Genomic DNA, 24043 nt, shown 5'->3' on the forward strand with positions numbered 1-24043 from the left:
TAGAGCCGCGTCAGCGCCGCCGCCAGACCTCGATCGAACCCGCCCTTGCGACCGGCCGGTAGTCGTTGACGGCCTGGCGGATCAGCGGCTCCTTCAACAGCCAGCGGCGCGACCGGTCTTCCACCAGCAAAACTGTCGGGCGATGGCGCCTCACGTCGGCGGCGAAGGCGGCGAGATCGCGTTGGTACCAGCGCCTCATCTTCGGGTTGCTTAGGCCAACATAGCGCGCGCCGGCCGCGGTGAAGAGCGACGGCCGCGAACCGATCCACCTGAGTTCGGCAAGACGGGTCGCGGGGTGACCCGTGCCAAGCTCCGTTCCCAACGTCATCACGGTTGATCCCGCCGGCACTGCATGGCGCAGCGCCGCGGCGAGGCCCTGCGGCGGAAGAATCGAAAAGGTGGCATGAAGCTGAAGAGCGACAATCGCTGCCGCGGCGAGCATGACCGCCCGGCGGCGAGCGGGCGAGCGGTCGTCCGCTATTGTCAGGACGAGAGCGATAAGGGCGAGCGCTATTCCGGGCAGGGCGTGGTTGAGATAATTCTTCCCCTGAACCAGCCCGGCCACGACGAACCCGGCCGCGGCCAGGAACAGCAGGGTCGGAAGCATTCGTTGCCCGGCATCGGTCGCCAGGCGGCTCAGGATGAACAAGATGGCCGGGACCAGTAGTAGCGGTCCGATCAGGAAGTTGAGCGGCCGGTCCCGCATCGGAAGATAGGTGTCGGCCAGCATCGGCAGAAGTTTGAGGTAGGCCGGCGCGAACAGCACGACCGCGGCGGCGTAGGCTGCCACCGTAATCGCGGCGATCAAGGCAGGCAGCAGGAGCGGGCGCACATCGCGAAGCCGGAACGCAACCCACGCGGCGGGCAAGGCGAGCGCGGCGGCGAAGTGCGGCTTAATGATAACCAGCGCGCCAGACGCCAGTCCGGCCAGGACAGCTGCTGAAAAAGTCAGCCTTCCCGGTTCGGACATCGCGGCAAGCTGAGCGACGAGCGGGAGTGCAAGCATCAGCGCGATATGCTCGCGCTGCGCAAACAGTCCGCCTGGCAAGACAAACAGCGCGAAGGCTGCAATTGCAGTCAGCAGGACCGAAGCTGGCGGATCGCGAAGCGTGCGCACGATGCGCCGGGTGACGTGAAGCGAAGCCCATGCGCCGCCGAGCGCGGCTGCGATGACCACCGGCTCGGGCCGTAGGTCGAGCAGGGCGGCGAGCCATACCCATGGCAGATAAAGCCAGACGGAAGCGGGCGGATTGACCTCGATCAGGTCGATGTAAAGGCGCTGGCCCGACAACACCGCTTCGCTGACCGTGATGAGCCATGAGACGTCGGAATCGACCGGGATCCAGAGGGACTGAATACATGCAGCGAGGATGATCATGCCGAGCGCAATCAGCGACGCGGAAAGGCGAGGCTGAGCGACCGGCAGGGTCCAGGCATTTGCCGCGATTGCGATCATTCCCGCGACATAGGCTTCGGGAGTGAAAATGCGGTGAAGAGCGCAGGGATTGCTTTGCCGTTACGAGCTCTGTTGCAGGCGCAGGGCGACATCACTCATGAAACGCGCATCGTCCCCGTCGGCGAGCCATTCCGCCTCCGCGGCAATGGCGGCAAGGAGGTCGGACAGCCGCTCCATCTCCGACTTCGCGTAATTGCCCAGAACATGGGGCGTGACCCTGTCCTTGTGTCCGGGGTGCCCGATGCCGATCCGGACCCGCCGAAAATCGGGACCGAGCGATGCGTTGATGGAGCGGAGGCCGTTGTGGCCTGCCAAGCCGCCGCCGACGCGAACCTTGACCTTGAAGGGAGCGAGATCCAGCTCATCGTGGAAAACGGTGAGAGCCTCTTCGTCGAGCTTGAAGAAGCGGAGCGCCTGTTGAACCGCGTCGCCGCTGTCGTTCATGAAGGTCTGCGGCTTCAAGAGGATGATCCGGTTGCGGCCGATCCGGCCTTCGGCGACCAGGCTACGGAATTTCTTCTGCCACGGGCCGAACCGATGGACCGCCGCGATGGTGTCGGCCGCCATGAACCCGACATTGTGCCGGTGCAGCGCATATTGGGCGCCCGGGTTTCCGAGACCGGTCCAGATCTGCATGGCCAATTCCTAGCGGGTCGCGTGGGCAAAAAGAAACCGCCCACCCGAAGGTGGACGGTTCCATGTTCCTGGAGAGGAAAGCCTTAGGCTTCTTCCTCGCCGCCTTCATCTTCCTCGGCTTCGGCCGCCGCAGGGGCCGCGCCGGTCTCGGTCTCGTTGTCGCCTTCTTCGCTCTTCAGCGCCGACGGGGCAACCACGGTGGCAATGGTGAAGTCGCGGTCGGTGATCGCGCTCTCCGTACCCTTCGGCAGGTCGATTGCCGAAATGTGGATGCTGTCGCCGACGTCGAGGCCGTCGAGGTCGATGACGATCTCGTCGGGGATCTCGGCCGCGTCGCAGACCAGTTCCAGGTCGTGGCGGACGACATTGAGCACGCCGCCGCGCTTCAGGCCCGGGCTCTGCTCTTCATTGATGAAGCGGACCGGAACGCCGACGGTGACCTTGGCATGCTCGCTGATGCGCAGGAAGTCGACGTGGATCGGCCGGCTGCTCACCGGGTGGAACTGCACGTCCTTCGGGAGGGTGCGGGTGGTCTTGCCACCGGCGTCGATCATGACGACGGTGTTCATGAAGTGACCGGTCGAGAGCATCTTGGCGAGGAGCTTTTCCTCGACATGGATGCCAAGCGGCTCCTGATTGTTGCCGTAGACCACGGCGGGCACCCGTCCATCACGACGAAGCGCCCGGGAGGCTCCCTTGCCAGCCCGGTCGCGCGTCTCGGCGGGCAGCGTCAGCTGTTCGCTCATGCGTGCAATTCCTTGTCAAAAAAAGTTCGGTTGCGCTCCCTCACGCCTCCAGGGATGACCATGAGGAGCGGGCGCGCCTTAGCGAAAGGCGCGCCCGCTGGCAAATGCCGGCCCTAGCGCGCGCGGGCGAGGGCCGCCTTGGGGTTGATGACCCGCAGCTTCTTGTCGCCTTCCATTGTGGCGGTTTGCTCCATGATCGTGCGGACCTGCGCCGCCGTCAGCCTGGGGTTCACGGCGAACAGCTTGCCCGCGAGGTTGGTCACCTGCGGGGCGGCCAGCGACGTGCCCGAGATGTTGATGGGGATGCCGGTCGGCGCCTTGGACGGCACTTCGAAGCCATTGGCATAAAGGTCGATCGACTTGCCGTAGCTGGTGAAGCCGGCCGGCTGCAGCGCCACGTCGACCGCCCCGACGGTGATGAGATTGGGCAGGTTGATGCCCGCCGGGAAGCTGCGGACGAAATCGACGTCCTCGTTCTCGTTGCCCGCGCCAGCGATGAACAGGATGTCGGGCGCCGAGCGGAAGCCCGCCTCCAGCGCGCCGTTCATCCGGTCGAACACCGCCTTGGTCCGCGCCTTGCGCTTGGCAAGGTCGGGCTCGTGCGCGGCGAACATCGCCTCGATCTGCGGCTCGGTGATCCGCCAGCTCATGTTTACGACGCGCACGTTGTTCGCCTTGTAGTAGGCGATCGCGCGAGCGACGTGGTCGGCGAAGTTCTCGGCCATCTTTTCGTCCATCGGCTTCGGCACCGCCGCGATCTCATAGTCGAAGCGGGTGTTGAGCAGGCGCGCGGCAGGATTGCCGACGCTGCTGGTCCAGCCGGTCGCGGTGCCGTGGAGGTAGAGGCCGACGCGGGCCGATTGCAGGGAGAAGGGCAGCACTTCGTTGGGCTTCAGCGTCGAGAGCTTCTGCCGCATCGCGGCCGCCTCCGCCGAATCGACCGCCGCCTGTTGATCGAGCGAGCCCTTCACCAGCTTCAGCAGGGACGGGAGGTTGGCGGTGTCCTCGGCCGGCATGGGGCGAAGGTCGCCGGTGGCCGGGGTCCATTCGGGCGTGAAGGCGATGCCATGGATATCGTCGACGAAGCCATTCCCGTCATCGTCGCGGCCGTTCGGCTGTTCCTTGGGATTGCGCCACAGGTTGGCACTGTTGAAGACGCCGGGGTCGAAACCACCATCCCAGACGGCCACCACCACGGGCGTGCGCGCCTGGGCGGGGGTCAGCTCGACCAACCGCTCGCTCCAGCGATCGACCTTTTCCTTGCTCTCCGACTTTACGCGGGCGTCGTAGACGCGGAAGATCCGGTCCTTGAGCGGCAGGATTTCGGTCAGTGTGCGGTGCGCGCCGACCAGCGCCGAGACGACGCCGATGTCGAGCTTGTTCCCCTGCGCTGCAGCGGCGGTGTCGAGTCCGCCCTGCAGGCTGCCGAGGACGAGGTCGCGGCTCATCGTCTGATAGCTGCCGCGCTGCGCCTGGATCGAGTCCGCCACGAGCGACCAGTCGAGCGCCTGCACCGCGGTACGAAGTTCCGCTTCGAACCGATCGCCGAATTGCGGGCTATCCTCGCCGACTGCCTTTGCGGCGCGGGCGTAGGCCTTGCCAAGCAGGCCGGACGTGGCGCGCTGCGCCGGCTTGTCCTCGAGCGCCGCAATCTCGTCGGCGAGCTTCAGATATTCGTCCCAGCGGTTGTCGGCCATCGCGTCCTGCGCCTGCAGTGACAGCAGGCTCTGGCGCGTGGCCCGGTCCTTGATGTCGTAGTTGGTCAGGAGATCGCGGACATAGGCCTCCAGCTGGGTTTCGAGCGCTTCGAGCTGTGGACCGCCGTTGATCGCCAGCTCGCTCGGCTTGGTGGGCAGCTGGACCTGCACGCGAGGCAGGTCGGCGGCGGTGTTGATGACCTTCTTGCCCTGCGCGATGGCGGGCGCGGACAGCATGGCGGTGGACGCCAGAATAAGCAGCTTCAACGAACGCATGGTGATTTTCCCCTTGTGGTAAGACGTTGATTTCAGGTTGATTGATCTTGATAAAGGCCGCCTCGACCAGCGACCTGATCGGTTGCCTATCGATACTTTTTCCAGAGCCAGACGACGCCGACGACGGTCACGGTCACGAGGTAGATGACCACGCCGTCGGGTTCCGGCGCGAAACCGCCGCGCCAGGCGAACCACCAGACCGGCGCGCCGATCATGTACAGGTAGAGGGCGGCCAGTGCGCCGGTGCGGTAAGCGTCGGCCTCCTGCTCATCGACGGCATAGCGGTGCCAGTAGTAGGCGATGATCGGCATCAGCACGCCGAGCGAGGCCACCAGTATCGCGGCAAGCCAGGCAGGCAGCGGATCGCGTGATGCCAGCGCGAAACTCGGTTCATCGAAGCCACTCGCCAAAGCCAGTGTCAGACCGATCACTCCACCGATGGCGCCGGACGCGACCAGCAGGTTGCGGTTGAGACGCTCCTTGGTGGTAAGCGGCTCCTGCGGCCGCGCATTCCGCAATTCCCGTTGAAGCAGCCAGGCGGTTCCGACGGCGAGCAAGAGAATGGCTGCGAGGATGAGGACGAAGCTCAACTCCATGCCGCCACCTTCGTTCAGGTGGGCTCCGACGAAGCCGACCACCGCGCCCAGAAGCATGACTGCGAACAGTCCGAGCCCGGCGATGCGCGCGACCCGCCACACCGGGCTGCCTTGCGGTTCCTCGCGATCAGTCATTGGGTTGTCCGCCATCTTGGCCATCATCGAAAATCTCCTCAATCCTGAGATCGAACAGCCGCGCCAGCTTGAAGGCGAGCGGCAGGGAAGGGTCGTACTTGCCGGTCTCGATGGCGTTCACCGCCTGGCGGGAGACGCCGATCTGCTCGCCAAGCTGCGCCTGGCTCCAGCCGTGCTCGGCCCGAAGGACGCGGAGTCGGTTGTTCATGGCCGCAGACTTGCCGTGGCCATCGCCACCAGCGGCCGGCCGGCGCCAACGGTGGGTGCCGAAAAGGGCAGCTCGAGGGGCCGATCCGACAGATGACCTCCGAGTGCGAGCGCGGGGATCAGCAGGACCAGGGCAAGGCGGACGCGAGGGGTCATGCCGCCACCTCGTTGTCCTCTTCGAGGTCAGTGCCGCCGTAGTCGCGCGACCAGACCAAAGTTGCGGTCGGCAGCAGGAAGGAAAACAGGATCGCGCCCCAGAGCAACCCCCGCCAATGATCCCTCGTGCTGGGCAGCCACCATCCCCGGTCCGACGCCTCGCTCAGGTAGAAAGCCACCGTGAGCATCAAGGCTGTCAGCACGCTATAGGCCTTGCTCATTGCGCGGTGACGCAACTGAAGCTCGAACTCGTCCAATTGGGACGGCCTGGCGTGGACGATCCGATAGGCCTGTGAGGTGAGCGCAAGCAAGCCGAGGAAGACTGTAAGCGGTGCGACCAGCTGACCGATGAGGTTCGCCGCGGTGCCATCGGCCGAAACCAGCGCAAGCAGCGCCGCAGCCGGGTAGCCGCCGAGCGCCGCAAGGGTGAGCCACCGGAGCGTGTTCGGCTGGAAAGTGAAATGTTGGTCGGGCTGCCAGCGGGTGCGATACATCGAATTGCCTGTCATACATACCTGACCATATGTCAGGTGTGCATTACATGTTTGATTCGTCTTATGATGTCAAGCGTCCATGACATTGTGTCGTGGTCGGCTGACAGAGGGGGCCGGGGCGGGCTCAATTCACTCGTGCGCTTTTGATGCCTCTCAAGGCCAATTGCGCCTGGACGCTGTGATAGCCGACGAGGTGGCCCGTCCCTACGGCGACAAATACGGTTCCCGGCTCTCGCAACCGGCGGGCGATCCAGCCAGCCCACTCGAAATTGCGCTGTTGGAACATCATTCGATAAGCGTCGGGCGAACGGGTCTGGATGGTCCCGACGACGGCTTCGAAGGTCGCCTGATCTCCGCGGTCCCAGGCAAGCATCATCTGGCGCATCGCGGCGGCCGTCGCCGGGCTTGCAGCCGCTGGGCCTGTCGTACCCCCACCAGACGATGCGGGTGGTTCAGGGCGCCTGGCGGATGGCAACCGGTCGTACATCTGCAATTGCGAGGCGAAGCTTTCCAGCCCGTCCACCGGCTTGCCAACGGCAGTGGCGGCACGGAACAGCACCGTGTCGGCACCCTTGTCGACCGACATGCCGGCCGACCGGGCCGCGGTCATCGCGCCCTTGGCGACAACCAGGCCGTCGCCCGCCGGCGCATCGCTTTCGGACCCCCGGCCGGCACGGTGGCGCGCGATGATCTCCTTCAATTCCTCCGGGCTGCCGGGCAGCACGGTCTCAAGGACCAATTCCTCCGATCCGTCGAACGCGTTCTTCACCGCGTCGGTGAACCAGCGGCTCTTTCCGTCATGCGCATGGAAGGTGCCGAACAGATAGATGATGGTGTCATGATCCGACACAACCCACAGCGCGGGCCGCGCGACCGGTTCAGGCCAGGAAAAGGGGCCTGACGCGTCAGACGCGGCGGCCGGAGCGCCGACGATTGCGGCGGCAGCCACGGCAAGTCCGGCTCTCCATCGCCGGCCACGGTTGACCATTCTCCGGACGCCAAGACGCCGAAGGAATTCAAGGCCCTCAGTCATGTCGCGACCCCCCAGCCGCTCGTTGAAGGCCCGAGTGTTTGTCACTCGCGGGCGGCTGTCAATCGGCTGAAATGCGGGGGTGAATTATTGAACTCGAGTGACCTTGAGGCCACGGCGCTTGAGCAGTTCCTGGACGGAGGCATCGCCCGCCAGGTGACCCGCGCCGACCGCGACCATCACCGTCCCTGGCTGACCCATCCGGCTTTCTATCCAACGGGCCCAATTGGCATTGCGCCGCTTCAGCAGCGCATCCATCAGCTCGGGCGAGCCGGCCATGTCGGTATTGAAGGTGCGGGCGATCGCCTCGACGTCGCCGCGCGTCCAGGCCGCCAGCATCGCATCGAACTGGGTCTTGGCGGTCGCCGGCTGGTCGATCGCGCCGATCAGGAGTTCGCGCTGCGCGTTTTCGGGGAGCGCGTCGAAGAAGCCGAGCTGCTCCGCATTGGTTTCCAGCTGGCCGATCGGCTTGCCGGCGGAACGGAAGCTCGACTTCAGGTTCATCTCGACCCCATCGTCGACTTGCAGTCCGAGCGACTTGAACTGCGTCCCGATCAGGGTGAAGGCCGCGGCCCAGGTCTCCATACGGTCGAAGGCCGCCGCCGGAACCCCGCTCGCCTTGATCGCTGCATCGAGGGCCGCCCGGCGGTCCGCCGGGACGCGCGCGCTGAGCGGCGGCAGGTTGGGGCTGAGGCCAAGGCGCATCATCACCCCGGCGAGCTCCATCGGGTTTTCCGTGTTGATGATGGTTTCGACCACCAGTCCGTTCGAGTTGGCGACGGCCTGATCGATCCGTGGTGTGCGCCACTGATAATTGTCGGGCAGCAGGTGGATGGTGCCGAACAGGTAGATGGTCGTGTCCTGATCGGCGACCTGCCACAAAGCTGGCTTGGGCGTGGGGGCGTTGGCGGCCGCCGTCGTCGCGGCCGAGGTGCAGCCGGCGGCGGCGGTGGCGATCCCCAGGGCGGCAAGCCCGCGCTTGGCAAGGTCGATCAGTCTCATGCTATCTCCTGTGACGCCGCTGTTTATCACGGGCGCCGCTTAACGGATGATGTAGGCGAGCCTTGCCCGTTCCCCAAGCTCCTGCCATTGCCCGCGCCCGTGAACAGCGCCACCTTGAGCTTTCAGGACCTGATCCTGACCCTGCACCGCTATTGGTCCGATCAGGGCTGCGTGATCCTGCAGCCCTACGACATGGAAATGGGCGCGGGCACCTTCCACCCGGCGACCGTTTTGCGCGCGCTTGGACCCGATCCTTGGAAAGCGGCCTATGTTCAGCCGTGTCGGCGGCCGACGGACGGACGCTATGGCGAGAACCCCAATCGGCTTGGCCATTATTATCAGTATCAGGTGATGCTGAAGCCGAGCCCGTCGGACTTGCAGGCGCTATACCTGGGGTCACTGGACGCTATCGGGATCGATCCGCTGAAGCACGACATCCGCTTTGTCGAGGACGATTGGGAGAGCCCCACGCTAGGCGCCTGGGGCCTCGGCTGGGAAGTGTGGTGCGACGGGATGGAGGTGACCCAGTTCACTTACTTCCAGCAGGTCGGCGGGTTCGACTGCAAACCAGTCGCGGGCGAGCTGACCTACGGGCTGGAGCGGCTGGCGATGTACATCCAGGGCGTCGACAATGTGTTCGACCTTCGCTTCAATGATGCGGGCGTCAGCTATGGTGACGTGTTCCTGGACAATGAAAAGCAGATGAGCGCCTGGCACTTCGAGGTGGCGGATACCGACGCGCTGTTTGACCTGTTCAGGAAAGCGGCGGCGGAGGCGGAGAACTCGCTGGGCGCCAAATTGCCGATTGCTGCATATGAGCAGGCGATCAAGGCCAGCCACATCTTCAACACGTTGCAGGCGCGCGGGGTGATCTCCGTGGCGGAGCGGCAGGCGTACATCGGCCGAGTGCGCGATCTGGCCAAGGGCGCCTGTGCGGCATGGATGGAATATAAGGGGCATGCGGCGTGACGGCTTCCGCTGACTTCCTGCTGGAGCTGTTGTCCGAGGAAATCCCGGCACGGATGCAGGCGCGGGCGCGCAACGACCTGGCGCGGATGTTCGCCGAGGAATTGGACAAGGCTGGGCTGCAGGCCGCAGCGATCGAGACGTTCGCGACGCCGCGGCGGCTGGCGCTGATCGCGCGGGGGCTGCCGCTGGCGACGGCGGCAGTGCGCGAGGAGATCAAGGGCCCGCGGTCGTCGGCGCCGCCGCAGGCGCTGGACGGCTTCCTGCGCAAGACGGGGCTTGCACGGGAACAGCTGGTTGAGCGCGATGGTGTGTTCTTCGCGGTGATCGAACGGGATGGCCAGGGGACTTCCGCCGTGCTCGGGCCGGCGGTCGAGCGGATCGTGCGCGGCTTTCCCTGGCCCAAGTCGATGCGCTGGGGCGGCGCGTCTTCCTCGACGGCAAGCTTGCGCTGGGTCCGGCCGCTGCACGGCATCGTTGCGTTGCTGGGCGATGAGATCGTGCCGGTCGATGTCGATGGCGTGGTGAGCGGGGCGACGACGGTCGGACACCGGTTTCACCATCCGGGCCCGATCACGCTCGGCGGGGCGTCGGACTATGCCGAGAAGCTGCGCGCCTGCCATGTGATCGTCGATCAGGAGGAGCGGGCAGCGATCATCCGTGACGGGGCGCTTGCGCTGGCGGCGGAGGCCGGGCTGACGCTGGTCGAGGATGAGGGGTTGGTGGCCGAGAACGCCGGGCTGACCGAGTGGCCGGTCCCGCTGCTGGGCCGCTTCGATCCGGATTATCTCGATGTGCCGCCCGAGGTCATCCAGCTGACCGCGCGGACCAATCAGAAATATTTTGTGCTGCGCGGAGCGGAAGGGGCGCTCGCCAACGCCTTCATCTGCACGGCGAACATCGTGGCCAACGACGGTGGCGCGGCGATTGTCGCGGGCAACCAGCGGGTCTTGGCGGCGCGGTTGAGCGATGCGCGTTTCTTCTGGGAGCAGGACCTCAAGGTTCCGCTGAAGGAACAGGCGGACAAGCTGTCGCAAATCGTCTTCCACGAAAAGCTCGGCACCGTCGCGGACAAGGTAAAGCGGGTGGCGACGCTGGCCGAATGGCTGGTGAAAGAGGGTGTGGTTCAGCCCGCGAGTAGCTCTGTCACCCCCGCGAAGGCGGGGGTCCATCTCCCGGCCGGTCCGCAGCCGGATGGTGCTGAGATGGATTCCCGCCTTCGCGGCAATGACGAAGGTGTTGCGGAGCTCGCCGACATGGCCGAACGCGCCGCACGCCTTTCCAAGGCCGATCTTGTCACCGGCATGGTCGGCGAATTTCCGGAACTGCAGGGGTTGATCGGCGGCTATCTGGCGGAGGCGCAGGGCGAGCCCAAGGCCGTCGCGGAGGCGGTGCGCGATCACTACAAGCCGGTGGGGCAGGGGGATGATGTACCGACTGCGGCGCTGACGGTTGCGGTGGCGCTGGCGGACAAGCTGGACAGCTTGATCCGCTTTTTCGCCGAGGGCATGGCGCCGACCGGCTCAAAGGACCCGTTCGCCTTACGACGGTCGATGTTGGGCGTGATTGCCATCACGCTTGAAAACTCGCTTCGATTGCCGCTGCATCGCATCCTCGAAACGCAGCTTGGATCATTTGTGCACGGCGCTGGCACGGAATTCATGAGCTTCGCGGTTGATCGTCTCAAGGTTCAGCAGCGAGACGCCGGGGTGCGGCACGACATCGTCGATGCCGTCTTCACCAATAGCACGGAAGACGACCTCGTCCGCCTGCTCGCGCGGGTTCAGGCGCTGCAGACCTTTGTCGAGACCGAAGACGGCACGAACCTCCTGGCTGGGTACAAGCGCGCCGCGAATATTCTCCGGAAAGAGAATTGGGACCTGCCACGGGTGATGGCCGGGCCCGGCGAGCAGGCGATTCCGCAGACGGGCGAGGAAGACCCGCTTAGCCTGGTCGAGGAGCCAGCCATTGCGCAGGCGGTGGCGGAAATGGCGCAAGGGTCGGCGCTACCCGCCGACGCTCCGGAGGAGGAGCGGGCCTTGATCGCCGCGCTCGATCAGGCGGAGCCGCGGGCTGCCGCGGGGATCGAAGCGGAAGATTTCGGTGCGGCCATGTCGGCGCTCGCCTCACTCCGTCAGCCGATCGATCTTTTCTTCGATCAAGTTACCGTCAACGCTCCCGAACCGGCAGTCCGCGCGCGTCGGCTGAATCTTCTCGCCCGCTTCCGCGATGCGGTGCATCGGGTGGCGGATTTCTCGAAAATCGAGGGGTAGTCCGCCTTTCCGTCGTTGCGAATGTTGCGAAGCAATCCAGCGGGTCCTTCCTGGATTGCTTCGCCTTCGGCTCGCAATGACGGATGGGCTTACCTGCGCCGATCCGCCGGATGAGGATCGGCCCGGTTTGGTACGCCGTCGCCATCGACGTCGCCGGGGCGGCGATCGCCTTCCATCAAGGGCCGGTCGCGGTAGCCGTCGCCATCCCGGTCATGCAGCGGGCGATCCCGGTAGCCGTCACCGTCGCGATCGACGAAGGATCCGCGGTTGTCACGAGCGGCGGCGCCGCGCAGGCTGTCCTGCTCACGCCATTCCTTCTCGCGCGCGGTCCAATGGGCTTCGCGCTCATTGTGGGTCCGCTCCAGCGCACGACGGCGCTCGACTTCTTCATTGTAGCGGCCTTTCCATTTGCGGCGGCCGCCGCTGGTCATCCACATTCCGACCAGCAGGCCCAGCACGAACACTAGTCCAAGAATGATCCACTGGTCCGGGGTGAAAGTCGTCATGCCCTGTTGCTCCTCGTCGCACGTCCGTAACGATTAAAGCGCGACGAGTGGGCTAAGGTTCCCGCGAGACGCCGGGAAGAGCGCCTCGCGAGACATTAGGGGTCGATCAGTTGGCCCGGTTGATGAAGTTGTCGCTGATCGAGCAGGCTGCCGGGCCGAGGATCACGACGAACAGCACGGGCAGAATGAACAGAATGAGCGGGATGGTCATGATCGCGGGCAGGCGCGCAGCCTTTTCCTCCGCGCGCATCATGCGTTCGTTGCGGAATTCGGCTGACAAAACGCGCAGTGCGGAGGCCAGCGGAGTACCGTATTTCTCCGTTTGGATCATGGTGGTCACCACGCCGCGCACGGCTTCCAGATCGACGCGGCTGGCGAGGTTCTCGAATGCCTGCCGCCGTTCGGACAAGAAGCCCAGCTCAATCGCGGTCAGGCCGAACTCGTCGCCCAATTCGGGATAAGCCTTGCCGAGTTCCTTGGCGACGCGGCCGAACGCGGCATCGACGGTCAGGCCGGCTTCGGCACATATCACCAACAGGTCGAGCGCATCGGGCAGACCTTTGCGGACCGCGTCGCTGCGCTTCTTGATTTTGTTGCCGAGCCACAGGTCGGGGGCCTTGTAGCTGAGCACCAGCGTGCCGGCGACCAGGCCGTATTTCTTGAACGCCCCCCAGGTTGGAAAGCTGTCGAACACATAGACCATCAGGACGGCGACCGTTCCCAGCACGACCGGCATGACGAAGCGCGCAAGGATAACGAAGAACGCGAGGTCCTTGGTCCGGATGCCGGCCTGCATCAGCTTCTGCTGGGTGATCTTGAGCTGGTCGTCCTGCAGCATCTTGAAGCTGGCGAGCAACCCGCGGACGCGGTCGGCGGCGGCGTTCTTGTTGTTGAGCTTCTTGCGCTTGTTGGTCGATGCGACGATGCCCGCTTTCAGCTGCTCACGGCGCTCGTTGAGAGCCTTGACGCGGCGAGCCATGGGGTCGCGAACGGTCGTGGCCGCGTAGATGGCGGTCAGCACCGCCATGGTCGCGACGCCCGACAGGATCGTCGCGATCCAGACGACGTCGAAGCCGAGAAGGGATGGTCCGGATACGGGCTGCATGGTCTTCGAACCCCCTTAAATCTCGAAATTGACCATCTTGGCCATGATGAACACACCGATGCCCATCCAGACCATGGCGCCAAGGCCGGCGACAATCAGGCGATCGTCCGTGAAAAAGCCGCTCATGTATCCCGGGTTCATCATGTAAACCATTGAGAAGACGATGAAGGGCAGGGCGCCGACGATGATTGCCGAAGCCTTGGATTCCGAGCTCATCGCGCGGATTTTCAGCTTCATCTGGGCACGCTTGCGCAGGACGTCGGCCAGGTTGGACAGCGTTTCGGCAAGGTTGCCGCCCGTTTCACGCTGAATGTTGAGCGTGATCACGAAGAACTGGAATTCGGCGGTGCCGAGACGCTCGGCCGTTTCCTGCAGCGCCGCGTCCATGGTCCGGCCGATCTTCATCCGGTCGGCCACCGCGCGGAACTCGATCCCGACCGGGCCGGGAATTTCGCTGGAAACGATGCCGAGGGTTTCGGTGATCGGAAGACCCGAGCGAAGGCCGCGGACCATCAGTTCGATGGCGTCGGGAAAGTTCGAATTGAATTGCTTGAGGCGCTTGCCGATCAGGAAGCCGATGACGAAGTGCGGCAGGCCGACCGAGACCATCACGGCGAGCATGATCGCGAGCACGACCGGCATGCCCTGGCTGAACAGGGCGCCGGTGGCGAGCACGAACAGCCCGACCGTGACCATGCCATATTGACCAAGCGTCCAGCTGCGGCCCGTCTGCTCCAGCCGACGGCGGAGCAGGGCGGGCTTGGGCATGAACGTGGACGCGAAGCTTTCCACCCGGCTTTCGCGCTGGGCGAAAAGCTTGCGGATCTGTGCGTTCGCGCTGGCCTGAAGGACGCTAGCGCCGTGCCGTTCCTTGATCAGCTCCATGCGCCGCTTGTAGGCCTTGCTGGCCGACGGTCCGGAGAAGGCGAGCGCCAGCAGCAGCAGCGTCATCGCTCCCGCCCCGGCCATCATCAGCAGCATCATCATTTCAGCGCGCCTTCAGCTTGTTGCATGTTGCAGTCGTCGGCCCAATGCCGGGGACGCCGATCAGGCCGGTCCCCCGGAACATCATTGTCAGGCCGCCACCTTCGGCTTGGACAGTTTCGACAGGATCCCGTCGACCAGCGACTTGCCGCCGGTCCCGGCGCCCTTGGTCTCGGCCGCCCCGCCATCTTCGGTGGCGTGGCTCAGCACCATGTTGCACAAGGAAAGATAGGGCGCCGTCGCCTTGCCGCTGGCGACCTCCGCAACCGGCTTGCCGAGCTTGGCCGCCTGTGCGGCGATCTTGCCGTCTTCGCCGATCAGGACATCGACCGGACGTTCGATCGATTGCTCGAAGTCCTTGCGGCTGATCTCCAGCGCGCCGCCGGATGGAACGCGGTTGGCAACCACGATCACCTTGGTCTGCGGAGCATTGGACTTGAGCCAGGCGAGGATGCGGATCGTGTCGCGCGTCGCCGCCAGCGTCAGTTCGCTGACGACCACCGCGACATGAGCGTCGTGCACCATGTGCGGATATTGGATCAGCATGTGGCGCGGTAGGTCGAGCACGGTCGACTCGAACGCATTCCGCATTTCTTCCTGAAGCGCGAAAAAGGCCGTGCCATCCGTGATCAGCGGGCTGGTGATCGGCGCCTCCGCCGACAGGACAGACAGCCGCTCGTTCGCCCGCACCATGGCGCGTTCGATGAACAAGCCGTCGATGCGGCTGGGGTTCTCGATCGCGTCGGTCAGGCCGCGGCCCGGCTCCAGGTCCAGCGCCAGCGCGCCGGTGCCGAAATGGATGTCGAGATCGAGCAGGGCGGTCGACCGGTGCGCCTTGTCGCCCAGCAACCAGGCGAGCGAGGTTGCGATGGTCGAAGCCCCGACGCCCCCGCGAACACCAACGACCGTCGCCATGACATGCGGCTTGTCGACTTGCGCTTCACCGCGCGGGCCGGACAGGATCGACTGGGCATGAGCGAAACAGTCGCGCAGCTGATCGACGCTAAACGGCTTCAGCAGATAGTCGTGAATGCCGCTCGCCACGAGATCGCGGTAGAGGCGGACATCGTTGACCTGCCCAGACGCGATCACGATCGTGCCCGGTTCGCAGACTTCGGCCAGCGCGTTGATATCGTTCAACGGGTCGGCGGATTCGGACAGGTCCACGAACAGGATGTTCGGGCTAGCCGAGACCGACAGCGATTGAACGGCGTTACGAAGACCGCCCTTGTTGACCTTTTCCGGGCTCCAGCCATGCTCGACCGCGATCGGACGCAGCATTTCGGCCGTCGCATCGTCGCAGACGAACGCCTGGAACGGATCGCGGATACCAGCACGCTGATTGAAAGGAGCGTTCATTACTTGCCTCCGCTGGTGGTCGAGACCTTCTCCAGCCCGCCCTTGCCGGTCGGGGGAGCGGTCCGGTAGAGATCGATGGCGCGCGTGGCCGTGGTCGGATCACCGACGCCGACGTTGTCGCGGCCGTAGACCAGGTCCTGCGGGTTCGCGACCATCGCGGCCAGGTTCCCGTTCACCGCACAACCGAAGTTGGAGATTATGCGGTTGTTGTAGTTGGGCGCGGCGGCCTCGCTCCAATTCGGGCAGCCCGGCACGCTGGCACGGGTCCGGCTGACCACCACTCGGACCGAACCGTCCGGGATCGCGCCGACCGTGACGGGAGCGCCGCCGGAGACGAGGATGCCGTAGCGTCCGGCCACCCGGGCGACGTCCGCGGCGGCCATGCCGGCCATCGGGCCATCGACGTAGATGCTGTCGCCGTAGCCGAGCTCGAGCCCGCGGAACCAGCCGTCGAGCCGGGCCTCTTCGGATGGGGGCAGCGAGCCGCCCGGTGCTGCAAGGTCGAAGCTATAGTCGGCCCGGCTGACCACCGGCACGTTCACCGCAGCGACGCCCCGCTGCGGGGCCGGTTCGCCCGGCGTATACTGGCAGGCACCGACCGACACGGCGGCAAGGGCCAGGAAAGCAAGCTTGGTGCGCATGGTGCGTTCCTTTTTTCCGAAGCGGTTCACAGCTTGAAGCCGGGGTTGGCGGCAGCGGCAGGAGCGGCAGCGCCGGTGGCGCCGACGCTCATGCCCGGCGCGGGCACAGCCCGCGCGGACGGCCGGGGACCGGAAACGCCGCGGAAGATCTGGCCTTCGAGGTTGAGCTCGGGATCGGTCGGCGCGCGGTAGCCATCGGTCGGCGCCGCGAGCTGCCCGGAAATCGGGCGAACCAGGTACGGCGTGACGATAATGACCAGCTCCGTTTCCTGCCGCCGGAACTGGGTCGAGCGGAACAGGGTGCCGAGGATCGGCAGGTCGCCAAGGAACGGCGCTTTGTTGATGTCGTTGGTCGTCGTGTTGCGAAGCAGACCGGCCAGCATGAACGACTGGCCCGAGCCGAGCTCCACGGTGGTTTCGGCCCGGCGGGTGGTGAGCGCGGGAATGGTGAACTCACCAATCTTGACCGAACCCTCGGTGCTGAGCTCGCTGACCTCTGGCCGGACCCGCATCGAGATGCGGCCGTCGGCCAGCACGATCGGCGTGAAGGCGAGGCCAACGCCGTATTGCTTGAACTCGACGGTGACCGCGCCCTGGGCCTGCGATACCGGGATCGGGAATTCGCCGCCGGCGAGGAAGCTGGCGGTTTCGCCGGACAGAGCGGTAAGATTTGGCTCAGCCAGCACGCTGACCAAGCCGTCCTTGGCGGCGAGGTCGATTGACGCCGTCAGATCAAGGCCGAACAGGCTTCCAACGCCGCCGATTGTCGTGCCAGTCGCGCTGCGGATGATCTTCCCAGCGTCGACATTGCTGCCCGATCCCACTTCCGGAAGGAAGATTCCCGATCCGTTGGAGATGGAGAAATTGTTGCCGATACCGAGAAGGTTGATGCCAATATTCTTCAACGCGCTGCGGTTGATCTCGGCGATCTTGACCTTCAGGTTCACCTGCAGCGGCGTGGCCGAGCGCAGGCGGCTGACCACCTGGGTGCCTTCGCCGACATAGGCCTGGGTGAGGCGTGCGGCCTCCGCGGCGTCGTCGGGTGAGGACACGGTGCCGGTCAGCAGCACCAGATTGTTCATCGGCGTCGCCTGGATCTGTGCTTCCGGCATCGCCATCCGCAGCATCTGATCGACGGAGCCGAGGTTGGTGCCGACCTGGACGTTCGCGGCGTAAACGACGCGGCCCGCCTTGTTGGTGGCATAGACCGTGGTCTCGCCCCGTGCCTTGCCGAAGATGTACAGCTGGTTCGCGGAGCGGACCTGCACATCGGCGACCGAGTCATTGGAAATGAACAGGTCGCTCATCGGGGCCGACAGGCGGACCAGCGTACCGGTACCCTGCGACAGGTTGAGGGTTTCCGACGGCCGCGAGGCGCTCGACTGGGCGAGGGCGGGAGCGGCCGATCCGACCGTTCCGATCGCCAGGGCCAGGGCGGCTGCGGCAGTGCCGAGACGCGACTGGCGACGGATCTTGCTGTTGGTCATCTTAACGAGCCCCCACTGGAACGATGCTGACACTGTTGCCGCGCGACACCCGGACCGTGGGTCCGGTCGAGCCGCCGACGATCGCGCCCGATGAAGCCGGCGCCTGGGCGACAGCGACGACGGTGCCTCCGGCATTGCCGGGCTTGGCGGGAACGGTGCGGCGCTGGAAGCGGGACACGTCGCCGCCGGTCGTGTAGGTCGAACCGCTGTCCATCGGCTGCGCGGCGATCGCGAGGAGCATTTTGCGCTCTTCGGCCGGGGTGGTCCCCTCCGGCAGCTTGATCTGGCCGCTGGCGACCGCACGCTCGAGCTCGGCCGTGGTGTCGGCCAGGGAGCGGAGCGAGAAGGAGAGCGTTCCAAGGGTCTGCGAGACCGCGATCTTTTCCGCGATGCGCGGGGTCGCTTCCACCGTCACGGTGTCCGGCTTCACGATCTGGATCTTGCCGTCCTTGTCCTTGTCGCTGACCCGCTGGTCGAGCGCGAGCACGCGGAGATTGCGGACGATCGTTTCGGACACCTTGAGCGGCGGACCGTCGCCGCCGCCGGCGACTTCCTGCGTCAGGACGACATCGACGCGGTCGCCCGGGAAGATGAAGCCCGCGACACCTGCCGTGCGGTCCGGCATCGGGATGGTGACGGCGCGCATGCCCGGGCCGAGCGCCGCGGCAAGGAAGCCGCGATCCTCTGGCCCGACTAGCGTTCCGCGAGTGAGCGGCTGGCCGGCGGTCACCGGATTGCGGACCACGGTGCCGAGCAGCTTCGACATATCGGTGTCCGGCTGGCCTTCCTGGTAATAGGCGTTCTGGATGAGATCCTTCGGCCAGGGCTGCATGGTGAAGCTTTCCTGGTCGACGATGGTGCCGACCGGCAGCGCCTTCTTGGCCACCAGGATCTTGGGACCCTGCGGCGCCGCGGCAGCCTGAGCTTCAGGCGCGGACGCGCCGGTGAACATGTTCTTGGCCATCACGGCGGTCACCACCGCGACGAGCAACGCTCCGACCAGAAGCGCGATCTTCTTCACATCCATGGCGTAACCGCCTCCCCTGTGAGGATTTCCTCAATCATCCGAGAAATCCGGCAAAATGGTTAAGATATCGTTGGGCGAGAATTGCCCAGGCCCCGGCGGCGATGGCGACCCCGTACGGCACCTGCGCCCGGCCCTCCGCCTTTCGGCGACGATGCAGCCACAGGACGACCAAGGTCAGGACTCCGCCGACCAGAGACATGATGACCACCAGCCGGGCCATGTCCGCCGGCGAAAACCAGAGGGCGAGCGCCGCGGCCAGCTTGACGTCGCCGCCGCCCATCATGCCGAAATGGAAGAACAGCGCGAACAGGGCGAACACGCCCAGCGCCAGACCCACCTGCACCGCGGCACCCGGCCACAACGGCAAGCCGACGGCCCACCAATAGGGCAAGGCGAGCGCCGCGATGGCGAGGTTGAGCCGGTTGGAGATGGTGCGGGACCGAATATCGGTGATCACCACCCTGACCAGCAGGACGGCCAGCAGGGCCATCAGTGCCCATGCGGTGAATTCGGCGTTCATCATGAACAACGGCTCTAGACGACGCGCCTTATCAAACCGTAACCGCTGTCCCCGTGACCCAATATGTGGACGTGCTGATCATCGGCGGCGGAATCGCCGGAGCGAGCCTCGGAGCAGCGCTGGCCGGTCGCATGACGGTGCTGGTCGCCGAGGCCGAAGAGCAGCCGGGATTCCATTCGACCGGACGCTCGGCCGCATTCTGGCACGAGGGCTATGGCGGACCGCTGGTGGCACCGTTGAGCCGGGCCAGCCGACCGTATCTGGAGAACGGGGGGTATCTGACGCCGCGGGGCGCCATTCATCTTGGCGCTGCCGGCGATCGCTTCGATATCGTCGAAGGATGCGAGGTCGAGCCGCTCGACCGGGTTGCCTTGGAGCGCCGCCTGCCGGGGCTTCGGCCGCGCTGGATTCGTGGGCTATGGGAGCCGGCCCTGGCGGACATCGACGTCGCCCGGTTGCACGGGGATTATCTGGCGGGCCTGCGCAGGGCCGGCGGAGCGCTGCGCACCGGCGCGAAGCTGCGGCAGGCGGAACGGCATGGCGGGGGATGGGCGGTTCGCCTCGAGCAGGGTGAGCCGATCTCCGCCGGGCTGATCGTCAATGCCGCGGGGGCATGGGCCGACGAGGTGGCGGCAGCCTGCGGGATGCGGCCTCTTGGTATCCGGCCGAAGCGCCGCACCATGGTGCAGCTTCGCGTCGGCCGGGCGGGGCTGGCGCGCTTGCCGCTGGTGATCGGGGCGGCCGGCGATTTCTATTTCAAGGGCGAAGGGGATCGCAGCATCTGGCTCAGCCCGCATGACGAGATCGATACCGACCCGTGCGATGCGGCACCCGAGGAGATCGACATCGCCATCGCGATCGACCGGTTCGAACGGGTCGTGGACTGGCCGGTCGAGCGGGTGGAACGAAGCTGGGCCGGATTGCGCAGCTTCACTCCGGACCGGGTGCCGGCATTTGGCTTCGATCCGGCCGAGCGCACGTTCTTCTGGTGCGCGGGGCAGGGCGGGTTCGGCATCCAGACGGCGCCGGCCGCCGCCGAGCTATGCGCAGCACTCATCAGGGGAGAGGCACCGGGTCTTGACCCGAGTGTCTTCAGCCCGGGCCGGTTCGACTAGGCTGCGCGCTGGGCGTCCGCGGCGAGGCAGGCAAGCTGGTCGACCCGCTCGTTCTCTGAATGCCCGGCGTGGCCGCGAACCCATTTCCATTCGACGCGGTGCGGTTCGGCGGCGGTGCAAAGCTCCTGCCAGAGCTCCGCGTTCTTGACCGGCTTCTTGTCGGACGTGCGCCAGCCGTTGCGGCGCCAGCCGTGGATCCATTTGGTGATGCCGTCCCGGACGTACATGCTGTCGGTATGGAGCGCGACTCGGCACGGTCGCGTCAGCGCTTCGAGACCGCGAATGGCGGCCAACAGCTCCATGCGGTTGTTCGTGGTGTGCGCTTCGCCCCCCGACAATTCCCGCTCGCGCTCGCCCATACGGATCAGCACGCCCCAGCCGCCGGGCCCGGGGTTTCCGCGGCAAGCGCCGTCGGTGAACATTTCGACCATCGGCAATTCGGTCATGGAAGGGTCAGGCGACCAGTTCGCGCGGCAATTTGAAGGTCAGGTCCTCCGGGATGTGCGCCGCTTCCTCGACCGAGATAGTGAACCGGCCGGCAAGCGCATCGAGCACTTCCTGCACCAGCACCTCCGGAGCGGAGGCCCCTGCAGTCAGGCCGACCGAGGCCGGATTGCCGAGCCACTCCCAATCGATCTCCGTCGCCCGCTGGATCAGCCGGGCCGGTACTCCCTCACGCTCCGATACCTCGACCAGACGGAGTGAGTTGCTGCTGTTGGGCGCGCCGATCACCAGCATCCGGTCGCAGCGGGGCGCGATCTGCTTGACGGCGGTTTGGCGATTGGAAGTCGCGTAGCAGATGTCCTCGCCGCGCGGCCCCTTGATCGACGGAAAGCGGTCCTGCAGCGCAGCCACGACGGCGGCCGTGTCGTCGACCGACAAGGTGGTCTGGGTCAGAAAGGCAAGATTCTCGGGGTCGACCGGGTTTATCCTGGCCACGTCGGCAACGGTCTCGACCAGGGACATCGCGCCGTGGGGGACCTGTCCGAAGGTGCCGATCACCTCCGGATGACCGGCATGGCCGATGAAGATGATGTGGCGACCCGCCTCGATCAGGCGCTGGGCCTGGCGATGGACCTTGCTGACCAGCGGGCAAGTGGCGTCGAGATATTCCAGCCCGCGATCCTGCGCCTCCAGGGGCACCGACTTCGGGACGCCATGAGCGGAAAAGACGACCGGCACACCGTTCGGCACCTCGTCCAGTTCCTCTACGAATACGGCCCCCAGCTGGCGCAGGCGGTCGACGACGAAGCGGTTGTGCACGATCTCGTGCCGGACATAGACGGGCGCGCCATAACGCTCGATCGCCAGTTCCACGATCTTGATTGCACGGTCGACGCCGGCACAGAAACCGCGCGGGGCGGCGATGACGACATGAAGCGGCGGGGGGGTCTGCGGCATGGGGGCCATGTAAGGCATCGCTTGCGGGGTTGAAAGGCGCTTCCTATGACACGCGCCGAATGCCTGGAAGGAACCACCCGTGAAGCTTGCTCTCGTTCCGATCGTTCTCGCACTGACGCTTTCCGCCTGCTCGCGTGAGCGGCAGCTGGTTCCGGGCGGTGTGTATCTGACCCGCTCCGGCTGTCCGCAAGTGGCGATTCCGGGCGCGACGGGCGATATCACGACGTTCAGCCCGGCCGGTCGGACCGACGCGGCGGCGATCGATGTGGTTGCGACGATCACCAATCTTCGCGCGAATTGCTCGGAGGACGCAGCCAACGTCGTGTCCACCGCCACGTTCGATGTGGTCGCGACACGCCGCGACGCGGGCGAAGCACGGCAGGTCGTGCTGCCCTTCTATTCGGTCGCCGTGCAGGGCGGATCGCAGGTCGTGGCCAAGAAGGTCGGCGCGGTCGCGCTGAACTTCCCGGCCGGCGGCATCCGGGCACAGACCAACAGCCAGTCGACCGTTCGCGTGGCGCGCGGAGCTGTGGCTCTGCCGGACGATATCCGGCGCGAACTGCAGCGCGAACGCAAGCCCGGAGATGCCGACGCCGCGATCGATCCGCTGTCCGATCCGCGCATCCGCGAGGCGGTGGCCCGGGCGACCTTCGAGCATCTGGTCGGCTTCCAGCTTTCGCCGGATCAGCTTCGTTACAACGCCACGCGTTAGGTTTCACGGACCTATCGGCGACGGACGGCGCGGCGCTGGCGGTTATTCGACGGTTCCGCGTTGACTCCCGCGCACGGCCCCGCCAAGGCTCAGCGCGTCTTCCCGCCGGTAACGGCGAGAGGCCAAGCGCGGGAGAGTGCGGCGGGCAACCGTCGCCGCCGAAGGAGCAACCGCCCCCGGAATCTCTCAGGCACCACGGACCGCGCGGGGCGAGACAGTCTGGAAAGTGCATCGGGCCGACCGCTTGATGCCGCCGAAGGTGTAACCCGCCGAAAGCGTGAGCGACGGCGGGGAAAGCTCTCAGGTCCAAAGCGACAGACGGGGGTTCGATGGAGAGGGCGCTGTGCCGCCTCCAACGGACTTGCCGGGAGCGCTTGATCGATGGCCGACGCCAATATTCCCACCCAGACCCTTACGCTGGATAGCTGGCACCGTGCGCAAGGCGGCCGAATGGTGCCCTTCGCGGGCTACGAAATGCCGGTCCAGTTCGAGGGCATCATGGTCGAGCACCTCTGGACGCGGGAAAATGCCGGCTTGTTCGACGTCAGTCACATGGGTCAGCTGATGCTGACCGGCGCAGGCGTTGCCGACGCTCTGGAGACCCTGCTGCCAGGTGACATCAAAGGCCTGCAGCCTGGCAAGCTTCGCTATTCGTTGCTGCTGAACGAGGCGGGTGGGATCGTCGACGATCTGATGGTCACCAACGTCTCGCAGGATGGCGGCGAGGCCTATTACATGGTGGTCAATGGGGCGACCAAGCTTGGTGACATCGAATATCTAAGATCGAAGCTGCCGGCGTCGGTTCGGCTGGAGCATCTCGACGACCGCGCCCTGTTGGCCCTGCAGGGGCCGAAAGCGCATGAGGTGGTGGCCGACCTGTTTCCAGGTGTGCCGGACGAATTGAGTTTCATGCAGGGCACGTCGCGCGAGTGGGAGGGCGTAGCTGTCGGTTTCAGCCGGTCGGGCTACACCGGCGAAGACGGCTTTGAACTTTCGGTGCCTAACAGCCGCGTCGAGCGGTTGGCCGACGCGCTGCTGGCCGACGAGCGGGTGCGGCCGATCGGGCTCGGCGCACGCGATTCGCTGCGGCTCGAGGCAGGGCTTCCGCTGTACGGGCATGACCTGGACGAACAGACCACGCCGGTGATGGCCGACCTGGGCTTTGCGATCAGCAAGCGCCGTCGGGCGGAGGGTGGGTTCCCCGGCGCGGAGCGGATTTTGGCCGAGATCGAGAATGGCCCGGTGCAGAAGCGGATCGGCTTCAAGGTCGAAGGGCGTCAACCTGTCCGGGAAGGCGGCCGCATTCTCGATGCCGAGGGCCGGGAAGTCGGCAAGGTCACGAGCGGCGGTTTTTCGCCGTCTCTCCAGCAGCCGATCGGCATGGGCTATGTCGCGACGTCGCTGGCCGGCCTCGGCACCCGCCTGACCCTGGAGCAGCGCGGGAAGCTCTTCGCTGCCGAAGTGGTCCCCACGCCGTTCGTTCCCCATAGCTATCATCGCAAGAAAGGCTGAGCAT

General features: G+C 65.7%; 25 protein-coding genes and 1 riboswitch. Of the genes, 5 read left to right on the plus strand and 20 right to left on the minus strand.

Translation table 11 applies throughout. From position 1 onward, the window contains the following. Nucleotides 1-10: 10 nt before the first annotated feature. The 10 genes from AC4GYS_RS07675 to AC4GYS_RS07720 all read right to left on the minus strand — a co-directional run bounded on the left by AC4GYS_RS07675 (nt 11) and on the right by AC4GYS_RS07720 (nt 8431). The gene (locus AC4GYS_RS07675; RefSeq protein WP_491108499.1) at nt 11-1456 is read right to left on the minus strand and encodes a hypothetical protein; all 1446 of its coding nucleotides are present in this window, start codon (nt 1454-1456) and stop codon (nt 11-13) included. Nucleotides 1457-1516: 60 nt separating this feature from the next. After that, entirely contained in the window at nt 1517-2092 is a 576-nt protein-coding gene (pth, locus tag AC4GYS_RS07680) for an aminoacyl-tRNA hydrolase (RefSeq protein WP_491108500.1), read from the minus strand. Between the two features lie 83 nt (nt 2093-2175). Beyond that, complete coding sequence (locus AC4GYS_RS07685; protein ID WP_491108501.1) at nt 2176-2838, minus strand: 50S ribosomal protein L25/general stress protein Ctc; 663 nt, start codon at nt 2836-2838, stop codon at nt 2176-2178. 113 nt (nt 2839-2951) lie between these two features. Then, nucleotides 2952-4811, minus strand: a complete 1860-nt coding sequence (locus AC4GYS_RS07690) for a S8 family serine peptidase (RefSeq protein WP_491108502.1) — start codon at nt 4809-4811, stop codon at nt 2952-2954. An 86-nt stretch (nt 4812-4897) separates the two neighbouring features. Further along, complete coding sequence (locus tag AC4GYS_RS07695; protein WP_491108503.1) at nt 4898-5542, minus strand: hypothetical protein; 645 nt, start codon at nt 5540-5542, stop codon at nt 4898-4900. Beyond that, nucleotides 5535-5750 carry a helix-turn-helix transcriptional regulator gene (locus AC4GYS_RS07700; protein ID WP_491108504.1) on the minus strand — a complete coding sequence of 72 codons (216 nt, stop codon included), beginning with the start codon at nt 5748-5750 and terminating at the stop codon, nt 5535-5537. The genes AC4GYS_RS07695 and AC4GYS_RS07700 overlap by 8 nt, the downstream gene beginning before the upstream one ends. Further along, nucleotides 5747-5905: a hypothetical protein gene (locus AC4GYS_RS07705; protein ID WP_491108505.1), complete on the minus strand. Its 159-nt coding sequence runs from the start codon at nt 5903-5905 to the stop codon at nt 5747-5749. Before AC4GYS_RS07705 ends, AC4GYS_RS07700 begins: the two co-directional genes overlap by 4 nt. Further along, complete coding sequence (locus AC4GYS_RS07710; protein ID WP_491108506.1) at nt 5902-6399, minus strand: hypothetical protein; 498 nt, start codon at nt 6397-6399, stop codon at nt 5902-5904. The genes AC4GYS_RS07705 and AC4GYS_RS07710 overlap by 4 nt, the downstream gene beginning before the upstream one ends. Before the next feature lie 124 nt (nt 6400-6523). Then, nucleotides 6524-7348 (minus strand): TraB/GumN family protein, encoded by an 825-nt coding sequence (locus AC4GYS_RS07715; protein ID WP_491108507.1) that lies wholly within the window; start codon nt 7346-7348, stop codon nt 6524-6526. A gap of 168 nt (nt 7349-7516) precedes the next feature. Further along, nucleotides 7517-8431: a TraB/GumN family protein gene (locus AC4GYS_RS07720; RefSeq protein WP_491108508.1), complete on the minus strand. Its 915-nt coding sequence runs from the start codon at nt 8429-8431 to the stop codon at nt 7517-7519. Nucleotides 8432-8530: 99 nt separating this feature from the next. Here AC4GYS_RS07720 and AC4GYS_RS07725 point away from each other — a divergent pair, with 99 nt between their 5' ends. Together AC4GYS_RS07725 and glyS are read left to right on the plus strand one after the other, a co-directional pair. Beyond that, the gene (locus tag AC4GYS_RS07725; protein ID WP_491108509.1) at nt 8531-9400 is read left to right on the plus strand and encodes a glycine--tRNA ligase subunit alpha; all 870 of its coding nucleotides are present in this window, start codon (nt 8531-8533) and stop codon (nt 9398-9400) included. After that, nucleotides 9397-11670, plus strand: a complete 2274-nt coding sequence (gene glyS, locus AC4GYS_RS07730; RefSeq protein WP_491108510.1) for a glycine--tRNA ligase subunit beta — start codon at nt 9397-9399, stop codon at nt 11668-11670. The genes AC4GYS_RS07725 and glyS overlap by 4 nt, the downstream gene beginning before the upstream one ends. An 89-nt stretch (nt 11671-11759) precedes the next feature. Here the strand turns inward: glyS and AC4GYS_RS07735 are convergent, their stop codons facing one another. The 8 genes from AC4GYS_RS07735 to AC4GYS_RS07770 all read right to left on the minus strand — a co-directional run bounded on the left by AC4GYS_RS07735 (nt 11760) and on the right by AC4GYS_RS07770 (nt 19302). Beyond that, complete coding sequence (locus tag AC4GYS_RS07735; RefSeq protein ID WP_491108511.1) at nt 11760-12176, minus strand: hypothetical protein; 417 nt, start codon at nt 12174-12176, stop codon at nt 11760-11762. Nucleotides 12177-12282: 106 nt separating this feature from the next. Further along, entirely contained in the window at nt 12283-13281 is a 999-nt protein-coding gene (locus AC4GYS_RS07740) for a type II secretion system F family protein (RefSeq protein ID WP_491108512.1), read from the minus strand. Nucleotides 13282-13296: 15 nt separating this feature from the next. Continuing rightward, entirely contained in the window at nt 13297-14268 is a 972-nt protein-coding gene (locus AC4GYS_RS07745) for a type II secretion system F family protein (protein ID WP_491108513.1), read from the minus strand. An 87-nt stretch (nt 14269-14355) separates the two neighbouring features. Continuing rightward, nucleotides 14356-15624, minus strand: coding sequence for a CpaE/TadZ family protein (locus AC4GYS_RS07750; protein ID WP_491108514.1), 1269 nt, complete (start codon nt 15622-15624; stop codon nt 14356-14358). Next, the gene (locus tag AC4GYS_RS07755) at nt 15624-16265 is read right to left on the minus strand and encodes a CpaD family pilus assembly protein (RefSeq protein WP_491108515.1); all 642 of its coding nucleotides are present in this window, start codon (nt 16263-16265) and stop codon (nt 15624-15626) included. The genes AC4GYS_RS07750 and AC4GYS_RS07755 overlap by 1 nt, the downstream gene beginning before the upstream one ends. 26 nt (nt 16266-16291) lie before the next feature. Then, the gene (locus tag AC4GYS_RS07760) at nt 16292-17752 is read right to left on the minus strand and encodes a type II and III secretion system protein family protein (RefSeq protein WP_491108516.1); all 1461 of its coding nucleotides are present in this window, start codon (nt 17750-17752) and stop codon (nt 16292-16294) included. Nucleotide 17753: 1 nt separating this feature from the next. Then, entirely contained in the window at nt 17754-18779 is a 1026-nt protein-coding gene (gene cpaB, locus AC4GYS_RS07765; protein WP_491108517.1) for a Flp pilus assembly protein CpaB, read from the minus strand. Nucleotides 18780-18813: 34 nt separating this feature from the next. Then, nucleotides 18814-19302 (minus strand): A24 family peptidase, encoded by a 489-nt coding sequence (locus AC4GYS_RS07770; protein ID WP_491108518.1) that lies wholly within the window; start codon nt 19300-19302, stop codon nt 18814-18816. 50 nt (nt 19303-19352) lie between these two features. Between AC4GYS_RS07770 and AC4GYS_RS07775 the strand changes: the two genes are divergently transcribed. Beyond that, nucleotides 19353-20414, plus strand: a complete 1062-nt coding sequence (locus AC4GYS_RS07775; RefSeq protein WP_491108519.1) for an NAD(P)/FAD-dependent oxidoreductase — start codon at nt 19353-19355, stop codon at nt 20412-20414. Here AC4GYS_RS07775 and rnhA read toward each other — a convergent pair. Then, nucleotides 20411-20860: a ribonuclease HI gene (gene rnhA / locus AC4GYS_RS07780; protein WP_491108520.1), complete on the minus strand. Its 450-nt coding sequence runs from the start codon at nt 20858-20860 to the stop codon at nt 20411-20413. The two genes, AC4GYS_RS07775 and rnhA, sit on opposite strands and share 4 nt — an antisense overlap. A 7-nt stretch (nt 20861-20867) precedes the next feature. Then, nucleotides 20868-21824 carry a 4-hydroxy-3-methylbut-2-enyl diphosphate reductase gene (gene ispH, locus AC4GYS_RS07785; RefSeq protein ID WP_491109378.1) on the minus strand — a complete coding sequence of 319 codons (957 nt, stop codon included), beginning with the start codon at nt 21822-21824 and terminating at the stop codon, nt 20868-20870. 70 nt (nt 21825-21894) lie between these two features. On the opposite strand from ispH, the gene AC4GYS_RS07790 reads away from it, so the two are divergent. Beyond that, entirely contained in the window at nt 21895-22527 is a 633-nt protein-coding gene (locus AC4GYS_RS07790) for a hypothetical protein (RefSeq protein ID WP_491108521.1), read from the plus strand. Nucleotides 22528-22646: 119 nt separating this feature from the next. Further along, nucleotides 22647-22740: riboswitch (glycine riboswitch) on the plus strand. Nucleotides 22741-22908: 168 nt separating this feature from the next. Beyond that, nucleotides 22909-24039, plus strand: coding sequence for a glycine cleavage system aminomethyltransferase GcvT (gcvT, locus tag AC4GYS_RS07795; RefSeq protein WP_491108522.1), 1131 nt, complete (start codon nt 22909-22911; stop codon nt 24037-24039). Nucleotides 24040-24043: the final 4 nt, after the last annotated feature.

It is taken from the genome of Sphingomonas sp. SP1, from assembly GCF_058313395.1.

Bases quoted from the DNA above. Each gene is read 5' to 3' on its own strand.
- rnhA (WP_491108520.1), bottom strand. From the start codon at position 20,860: ATGACCGAATTGCCGATGGTCGAAATGTTCACCGACGGCGCTTGCCGC.
- AC4GYS_RS07705 (WP_491108505.1), bottom strand. From the start codon at position 5,905: ATGACCCCTCGCGTCCGCCTTGCCCTGGTCCTGCTGATCCCCGCGCTC.
- AC4GYS_RS07710 (WP_491108506.1), bottom strand. From the start codon at position 6,399: ATGTATCGCACCCGCTGGCAGCCCGACCAACATTTCACTTTCCAGCCG.
- AC4GYS_RS07770 (WP_491108518.1), bottom strand. From the start codon at position 19,302: ATGATGAACGCCGAATTCACCGCATGGGCACTGATGGCCCTGCTGGCC.
- AC4GYS_RS07735 (WP_491108511.1), bottom strand. From the start codon at position 12,176: ATGACGACTTTCACCCCGGACCAGTGGATCATTCTTGGACTAGTGTTC.
- AC4GYS_RS07750 (WP_491108514.1), bottom strand. From the start codon at position 15,624: ATGAACGCTCCTTTCAATCAGCGTGCTGGTATCCGCGATCCGTTCCAG.
- AC4GYS_RS07745 (WP_491108513.1), bottom strand. From the start codon at position 14,268: ATGATGATGCTGCTGATGATGGCCGGGGCGGGAGCGATGACGCTGCTG.
- gcvT (WP_491108522.1), top strand. From the start codon at position 22,909: ATGGCCGACGCCAATATTCCCACCCAGACCCTTACGCTGGATAGCTGG.
- AC4GYS_RS07755 (WP_491108515.1), bottom strand. From the start codon at position 16,265: ATGCGCACCAAGCTTGCTTTCCTGGCCCTTGCCGCCGTGTCGGTCGGT.
- AC4GYS_RS07700 (WP_491108504.1), bottom strand. From the start codon at position 5,750: ATGAACAACCGACTCCGCGTCCTTCGGGCCGAGCACGGCTGGAGCCAG.
- AC4GYS_RS07675 (WP_491108499.1), bottom strand. From the start codon at position 1,456: ATGATCGCAATCGCGGCAAATGCCTGGACCCTGCCGGTCGCTCAGCCT.
- AC4GYS_RS07690 (WP_491108502.1), bottom strand. From the start codon at position 4,811: ATGCGTTCGTTGAAGCTGCTTATTCTGGCGTCCACCGCCATGCTGTCC.
- cpaB (WP_491108517.1), bottom strand. From the start codon at position 18,779: ATGGATGTGAAGAAGATCGCGCTTCTGGTCGGAGCGTTGCTCGTCGCG.
- AC4GYS_RS07720 (WP_491108508.1), bottom strand. From the start codon at position 8,431: ATGAGACTGATCGACCTTGCCAAGCGCGGGCTTGCCGCCCTGGGGATC.
- AC4GYS_RS07760 (WP_491108516.1), bottom strand. From the start codon at position 17,752: ATGACCAACAGCAAGATCCGTCGCCAGTCGCGTCTCGGCACTGCCGCA.
- AC4GYS_RS07740 (WP_491108512.1), bottom strand. From the start codon at position 13,281: ATGCAGCCCGTATCCGGACCATCCCTTCTCGGCTTCGACGTCGTCTGG.
- AC4GYS_RS07695 (WP_491108503.1), bottom strand. From the start codon at position 5,542: ATGACTGATCGCGAGGAACCGCAAGGCAGCCCGGTGTGGCGGGTCGCG.
- pth (WP_491108500.1), bottom strand. From the start codon at position 2,092: ATGCAGATCTGGACCGGTCTCGGAAACCCGGGCGCCCAATATGCGCTG.
- ispH (WP_491109378.1), bottom strand. From the start codon at position 21,824: ATGGCCCCCATGCCGCAGACCCCCCCGCCGCTTCATGTCGTCATCGCC.
- AC4GYS_RS07685 (WP_491108501.1), bottom strand. From the start codon at position 2,838: ATGAGCGAACAGCTGACGCTGCCCGCCGAGACGCGCGACCGGGCTGGC.